The 6,822-nt window shown below is 70.0% G+C and carries 9 protein-coding genes and 1 pseudogene; 7 read left to right on the top strand and 3 right to left on the bottom strand.

Features of this window, described 5'->3' with window-relative positions:
• Positions 1–312 (top strand): annotated as a pseudogene (locus ON39_RS30495) (enoyl-ACP reductase); the annotation flags it as partial.
• 10 nt (positions 313–322) lie between these two features.
• Complete coding sequence (locus ON39_RS30500) at positions 323–955, top strand: class I SAM-dependent methyltransferase (protein WP_040739473.1); 633 nt, start codon at positions 323–325, stop codon at positions 953–955.
• A gap of 69 nt (positions 956–1,024) precedes the next feature.
• Here ON39_RS30500 and ON39_RS47655 read toward each other — a convergent pair whose 3' ends face one another.
• Positions 1,025–1,327 (bottom strand): hypothetical protein, encoded by a 303-nt coding sequence (locus ON39_RS47655; RefSeq protein ID WP_083894790.1) that lies wholly within the window; start codon positions 1,325–1,327, stop codon positions 1,025–1,027.
• Between ON39_RS47655 and ON39_RS47660 the strand changes: the two genes are divergently transcribed.
• Complete coding sequence (locus tag ON39_RS47660) at positions 1,308–1,577, top strand: hypothetical protein (RefSeq protein WP_083894791.1); 270 nt, start codon at positions 1,308–1,310, stop codon at positions 1,575–1,577. The two genes, ON39_RS47655 and ON39_RS47660, sit on opposite strands and share 20 nt — an antisense overlap.
• Before the next feature lie 164 nt (positions 1,578–1,741).
• Here ON39_RS47660 and ON39_RS30510 read toward each other — a convergent pair whose 3' ends face one another.
• On the bottom strand, positions 1,742–2,986 hold the full coding sequence (locus ON39_RS30510) for a serine hydrolase (RefSeq protein WP_040739475.1): 1,245 nt from the start codon (positions 2,984–2,986) through the stop codon (positions 1,742–1,744).
• Positions 2,987–3,081: 95 nt separating this feature from the next.
• Positions 3,082–3,816, bottom strand: a complete 735-nt coding sequence (locus ON39_RS30515; RefSeq protein ID WP_040739476.1) for a GntR family transcriptional regulator — start codon at positions 3,814–3,816, stop codon at positions 3,082–3,084.
• 158 nt (positions 3,817–3,974) lie between these two features.
• Here ON39_RS30515 and ON39_RS30520 point away from each other — a divergent pair, with 158 nt between their 5' ends.
• The 4 genes from ON39_RS30520 to ON39_RS30535 all read left to right on the top strand — a co-directional run bounded on the left by ON39_RS30520 (position 3,975) and on the right by ON39_RS30535 (position 6,785).
• The gene (locus ON39_RS30520) at positions 3,975–4,367 is read left to right on the top strand and encodes a hypothetical protein (RefSeq protein ID WP_040739477.1); all 393 of its coding nucleotides are present in this window, start codon (positions 3,975–3,977) and stop codon (positions 4,365–4,367) included.
• 178 nt (positions 4,368–4,545) lie between these two features.
• Entirely contained in the window at positions 4,546–5,184 is a 639-nt protein-coding gene (locus ON39_RS30525) for a hypothetical protein (protein WP_040739478.1), read from the top strand.
• Positions 5,181–5,906, top strand: a complete 726-nt coding sequence (locus tag ON39_RS30530) for an ESX secretion-associated protein EspG (protein ID WP_040739479.1) — start codon at positions 5,181–5,183, stop codon at positions 5,904–5,906. The genes ON39_RS30525 and ON39_RS30530 overlap by 4 nt, the downstream gene beginning before the upstream one ends.
• 30 nt (positions 5,907–5,936) lie before the next feature.
• A complete protein-coding gene (locus ON39_RS30535; RefSeq protein ID WP_040739480.1) occupies positions 5,937–6,785 on the top strand; it encodes a polyphosphate kinase 2 family protein in 849 nt (282 codons plus the stop codon).
• Positions 6,786–6,822 lie beyond the last annotated feature (37 nt).

Genomic DNA, 6,822 nt, shown 5'->3' on the forward strand with positions numbered 1-6,822 from the left:
TCGACCGGGTGCTGCCGTAAGCCGGGCACCGGCCCGAGCGAGAAGTCCCGCGACAGTGGCTGGTTCGCGATGAAGACGTACACCCGCACCTCGTCGGGCGCGAAGTACGTGGCGACCTTCTCGGGCCAGGGCGACCCCGGCTACAAGGCGACCGCCGTGCTGCTCGGGCAGAGCGGGTTGTGCCTGGCCTTCGACACCGATCAGCAGCCGGAGCTGGCCGGCATCCTCACCCCCGGCGCGGCGATGGGCGACGCGCTCACCGAGCGGCTGCGGGCGGCGGGGATGACCATCGAGGTCGCGCGCGTCCGATGAGGAGCCCGCGATGAACCTGGCCCGACGCACCATGAACCATCCGGCGCTGGCCGCGGTGTACGAGCGGGCCTGGCGCCCCACGCTGTTCTACCTGGCCAGTGGGCGCACCACCGAGTCGGACCGGCGCGACGCGGTGGCCACGCTGCGTCTGGGCGGCGCGCAGAAGGTGCTCGATATCGCCTGCGGCCCAGGCAATTTCACCCGCCACCTGAGCAGCGCGCTGACCGGTGACGGCTTCGCCGTCGGCCTGGACTACTCCGAGCCGATGCTCGCCCGCGCCGTCGCGGACAACGCGGGCCCGCGCGTCGGCTACCTGCGCGGCGACGCCCGCGTGCTGCCGTTCGCCGACGGCACGTTCGACGCGGTGTGCTGCTTCGGCGCGCTGTATCTGATCCCCGATCCGATCGCCGCGACCAGGGAGATGATCCGGGTGCTCGCGCCGGGCGGGCGCATCGCCATCACGACCAGTTACCGGGCGGATAATCCGTTCGGCGACGTCAGCCGGGTCGTCGGCGGGTGGAGCGGGTTGCGCGTCTTCGACACCAGAACGTTCCCTGATCTCTTCGCGGAGGCGGGCCTGGTCGAGATCGAACAGCACGTGCATCGGCTGCTCCAGTACGTCAGCGCTACCCGCCCGAAGTAGCGAGTAGGTCCTGTCTCGAAGCTTGGATGGGACTTCGAGACAGGGCCCAGGCGCGAAAACCGTTGCGGGTCAGCGGCCCGCGCTGCCGGTGAACGGACGTGACCGGCGCAGTTCACAGGCCGCGTGGTCGGCATTCAGACTGTCTTCGCCGGTACGGGCGCAGCCCTGTTCGGTGTACCCGTAGGTGTCGTAACCCTCGCGGTCGTAGCCCCGCCAGTCGTAGCCCCACCGGTCGTATCCGGCTCGGTCGTAGCCGGAGCGATTGAAACCGGAGCGGTCGTAACCGAAGCGGTCGTAACCGAAGGCGTCGAAGCCGTCGGGGCCGTAGCCGTCGTCGGGATGCTGAGGCTGCGTGACCGGTGGGGTTGTCACGGGCGGCACGGTGGTCACCGGTGGGGTGGTTACCGGCGGCGCGGTGGTCACCGGAGGTGCCGTGGTCACGGGCGGCGCGGTGGTCACCGGAGGTGCGGTAGTCACCGGTGCCGCTGTGGTGACCGGTGGGCTCTGGTCGGGAACGGCGAACGCCGGGATGACGAGCGCGGCCGGCGCGAGCGCCACCGTCCCTGCCACGGCGGCCAACAGGACCGACCGCCGCATCGTGCGCGAACTTCTCCTCCACTGAGACATATTCGACCTCCCTACTCCACACGAGCGCGCTGACCGCGCCCGAGTCACCTATCGGCGAAATGGTCGAATTCGATACAGAACGGTTACTTTTCGAAGCACCCAACTTCTCGGGGCTTGAAGGTTCTCTTCGACGCGACTATTGCTGAGCACCAGCGTGTTTCACAGCCAACTCGGCAGCGCGCCGGGCGCGACGGTGTCGGAGATCTGCGCGACCAACCGCCAGGGACGCTGCGTATCGGTGGTCGCCTTGCCGCTGGTCAGGATGGCGCCGGACAGCCCGCGGGCGGGGTCGGCCCAGCCGTACTGGGTGGTCAGGCCGCTGCGGCCGAAGTGCGTCGGGGTGTCGCTTCCGAACTTGGACTTGCGCCCGCCGAGTTCGAAGCCCGCGCGGCTCACCCGCCCGGCGAGGCCGGGTATGCGGTTGGCCGGCTGGATCGCTTCGCGCAGCGTGCTCGGCCGCATGACGCGCACGCCGTCCAATTCCCCACCGTTGCCGAGGATTTCGTAGAAGCGCGAGAGTTCGAACGCCGTGGTGACGAGATTGCCCGACGGGAGTTCGGCGGCGAGGAAGGTCCGCGTCGCGGCGTCGGAGACCGTGCCGCTCATGCCGCCGCCGAGCGCCTTGCGCGCCAGGAACTTCGAGATGCGCGAGGGCCCCGGTCCGGTCTTGACGCCGGCGACGACCTGGTCGACGTCCTCGGGCCGGACCCCGAAGTTGTTCCAGCGGAAGCCGAGTGGCTCGAGCACCTGCTCGGCGAGGTGCTCGCGCATCCGTTTTCCGGTCGCCCGCTGGACCAGCAGTCGTTGGATCAGTCCGCTCGTCAGCGCGTGGTAGATGCGGAATCGCCCCGGCGGCCAGCTGGGCACCAGGTCGGCCAGGCCCCGCACGGCGAGTTCCTCGTCGACGACCAACTCGAAACCGCGGTAGGGCGGCGTTACGAACGGAACGCCCGCCGAGTGCGACAGCACATGGCCGATGGTGATCCGCTCCTTGCCGTTGGCCGCGAACTCCGGAATGTAGCGGGACACCGGATCGTCGAGCCCGAACGCGCCCCGCTCGATCAGCATGAACATCAGCGCCGCGGAAACGCCCTTGGCCGTGGAGAATCCGCAGAACGGCGTCTCCGGCGTCGCGAGCACCTTCGCCGTGTCCGCCCCGTCCCCCGGCGCGTTCCCCCACCCGTGCCCGATCGCGCGGTTCAGCACGATCTTCCCGTTGCGCCGCAGACACACCTGGATGGCCGGTGTCGTGCCCATGCGATACCAGTCCCGCACCGACTCCCACAGCGCGTCGACCGACCGCGGTGTCAGCCCGGCCGCCCCCGGATCGTCCTCGCCCCCGACCGTGGTCACCGAGTCCAAGTCCTCGGCGACCGTCACCAGCGTGCTGGGGAGTGTGCTCATTTGCCCAGCATATCGACCTGCGCCTGAGATGACGGTGAGAGAAAGGCCAGCGGAGACCAGGAAAATGGGCAGGGTTCCGTCCGCGTGGACGGGCCTCAGGAACTGGTCGAATATTCCTGTTGGAACATCCATTTCGCCGGCGGGTGCACGACCTCGTCGAGCTGGAGCACGGCGCCGTCGGCGGTGTGCAGCGTGAGCTGGTGGACCAGCACGGCGGCGGGCCTGCCGAGCGCGAGGTGGCGCCGCTCGTCGGCGGTGGCCAGCCGCGCGGCGACCCGGTCGCGCAGGTGGGACACCCGGTGGTCGGTCACCGACTCGAGGTAGCGCAGCGTGCCGTCGGTCAGCCGCTCGGTCCGCAGCAGCCGCGGCGCGAGCTCGGCGAGCGTGCCGGCGAACCAGGACGTCGCCACCTCGGTGGCCTGGGATTCGTTGCCGGTCAACCGCTTTCGCATGAGCACCGCGGTCCCCCTCGGCAGCCCGAGCACCTCGGCGACGTGGTCGGGCGCGGTGACGACCGCGGCCTCGAGCACGGTGACCGACGCGTCTTCCGCGTACGCCGAGCCGTACCGAGGGGCGTGCTCGTCGGCGACGGGGCCGCGCGGCCGCCGGGCCACATAGGTGCCCGAACCGCGCCGCGACTCCACAATGCCCTGCTGGCGCAGCGTATTCAGCGCTTTGGCCGCGGTCGGCCGCGCTACGCGCCACTGGCTGGCGAGGTCCCGCTCGGACGGCACCTCGTCGCCCGGCGCGAGCTCGCCGCGCTCGATCCGATCACGGATGTGCCCCGATATCCTCAGATATTTCGGCAGTACCTCATCGTTTTCGGGCACCGATCGCCTCTCTGCGCACACCGCCTCAGCTACCGGTCAGTGTAACAATCGTGCCCCACATCACAGCGGGACCGCACGCGCAACCGGCTCCCGGCGAGCGTTACCGACCGGTAGAGTGCCCGCCAAGTGCCAGCGGACCAACGGAGGGGGTTGCCCAGATGGCGGTACCGGACACCGGGCAGGGGACGGCGAGGCGACTGTACGCGGCGGCCACCGGGTCGGGCGCGGGCCAGCCCTTCGAGTTGGCCCCCGACGTCGCCGAGAACCTCGCCGCCGCCTGCGATCAACTGGTCGAGGACCTCCATCGGGCCATGTCCACCGGCCATCTCGTCACCGATGTGTCGGGTTTCCCGAATCTGCCCAGCGGGCAAGGCCTTACCCGCGGATTCAACGACAAGGGCAGGCAGTACCTGGACACCCTCACCGCCTTCCAGGAGACCGCGCTGCTGTTCAAGGCGGCCTACCTGGCCGCGGGCAAGATGTTCGCCGACGCCGAGGCCGCGAACAAGGCGGCCATCGATCTGGTCGCCGAACACCTGGAGGCCCGATGAGTGACACTGGCGCAGCCCTACTCATCGGAGCCGACCGGGTGCGGGTGTCCCGCAAGACACTGGAGGCCCGATGAGTGACACTGGCGCAGCCCTACTCATCGGAGCCGACCGGGTGCGGGTGTCTCGCAAAGACACAGGCAGCTCGATGAGACAGCACAGAGTGGACTGAGAGGCGGCCATGGCAGATTCCGCGGCCCGCGCCGCCGCCGAGAACATCCGGCAGGAGCTCGCCGGATTACGCGCCGGCGCAACCGATCCCGTCTACGCCCCGGACCGCGAGCGATTCGGTTCCTACAGTCACCAGGAGATCTGGGACCTCGTGCACGAGGCGCTCGACCCGGCGGCGCTCGGCCAGGCGTCGGCGGCGTGGCAGGCCAACGCGGACGCCCTCGCCGAGGCGTTCCAGACCTTCTCCGACGCCGCCAACCGGGAGTTCGCCCGCTGGTCGGGCCGCGCGGCCGACGCCGCGGCGCGGGCCACCCGCGAGTTCGTCCTCGCCGGCGCCTCGGCCCACGACGTCTGCCGCGCCGTCGCGCGGCTGATGGAGCTGAATTGCGATGCGGCGCAGACCGTCCGGGCGGCGATCCCACCGCCCGTCCCGTACCGGCCGCTGGACGACCCCGCCGCCGAGGCGGTCTTCGGCGGCCAGCGGCGCATGGCGCACGACAGCGCCGCGGCCGACATCGAGGCCGACGTCCGGGACACGATGACCTACGTCTACGCCCCGACCATGCCCGCCTCCGGGGACCGCGTGCCCCGCTTCAGCCCACCCCCCGACGGACCCCGGCCGGCCGGCGACGGGGGCGTCGCGCGATGAAGTGGGCATTGACCCCCGACGAGTTCTCACATGTCTGGGAAAACGAGACCGGCCTGGACCGTAGGCCGTACCCGATCAACATGGTGCCCGCGGCCACCGTGCGCACCGAATCCGAGTACGCCGCACTACGTTTGCCGCAGCGCTTCGCCCGCCAGGCCGACCCGGACCTGGCCGCCGCGCTCATGCTGTGCGGCCGCTCCGACGCGACCACCATCACGGTCTCCGGCGAGCGAAACACCGCCCCGCGCAACGGTTCCGGCGACACCGAGCGCATCCTGGCCTTCGCCGCCGTTGTGCACAACCACGCGGGCATCCTGGTCGCCACCGCCGACAAGGTGACCGTGCTGATGTGCCACGCCCGGCAGGTCGGCGAGCGCCTGGTGCAGATCATCGGCTCGGCCCCGGCGGGCAAGCTCGGCACCATGCGCGAACCGCAGGACGCGGTGCTCAGCCCGGACCGCGCGGAGCCGTTCCTCACCAACGGGCACCGCGCCGCCGCCCGTTTCCGGCAGACGCTGCGCAAGCCCGTCGACGGCCGCGGCTTCCTGACCGTCACCGTAGAGCCCGACAATCCGATGTCGCCGCCGACGAGACATCGCACGTGGCTCGACTTCACCGGCGACGGACGCTACGTGTTGACGACGTCGCAGGATCTCATCCTCACCCCGGTCTCCGACGAGGAGTTCGCGGCCCAGCTGATCGGTCTGGCGCACATCCGCTGAGCCGGCCGCCCGCTGTGGTAGTTGTGGGAGATGGCTAAGAAGCGCTGGTCCGTCCCCGCTGCCGAGGCCTTGAAGGCCGACGGGTTGCGGATCGCCGACCTGAACACCTCCGGCACACCGGGTTTCGACGGCAACAAGGCGGAGGGCCAGGAGCTGCTCGCCGAGCGCACCGAGGTGCTCTCCGATCTGCAGGAGCGGCTCTACGCCAACGGGCGCTCCGGCGATCTGCGCAATGTGCTGCTCGTGTTGCAGGGCATGGACACCGCGGGCAAGGGCGGCATCGTCCGCCACGTCATCGGCTCGGTCGACCCGCAGGGCGTCGACCATCACGCGTTCGGCGTGCCGACCGAGGAGGAGAAGCGCCACCACTACCTGTGGCGCATCCGCAACGCGCTGCCGCGCGGCGGCCAGCTCGGCGTCTTCGACCGCTCGCACTACGAGGACGTGCTGGTGGTGCGGGTGCACAACCTCGTTTCCCAGCAGGAGTGGGAGCCGCGCTACGACGAGATCAACGCCTTCGAGCGCGAATTGGTCGACGAGGGCACGACGCTGGTGAAGGTCGCCATGTTCGTCTCGCTCGACGAGCAGAAGAAGCGGCTGATGGAGCGGTTGGAGCGGCCGGACAAGTACTGGAAGTTCAACCCGTCCGACATCGATGAGCGCGCCTACTGGCCCGCCTACCAAGAGGCCTATCAGGCCATGCTCGACCGCACCAGCACGGAGTACGCGCCGTGGCACGTGATCCCGGCCGACCGGAAGTGGTTCTCCCGCTTGGCGATCACCGAACTGCTCATCGACGCGCTGACCAGCCTGCACCTCGAGTGGCCGCCGGCGAAGTTCGACGTCGCCGAGCAGCAGCGTCGCCTGGCCGAGTCCTGACCCGAGGCGGTCACACCAGCGGGCGGACCTCCTGCGC

This window comes from Nocardia tenerifensis NBRC 101015 (assembly GCF_000308715.1).
Taxonomy (GTDB): Bacteria; Actinomycetota; Actinomycetes; order Mycobacteriales; family Mycobacteriaceae; genus Nocardia; species Nocardia tenerifensis.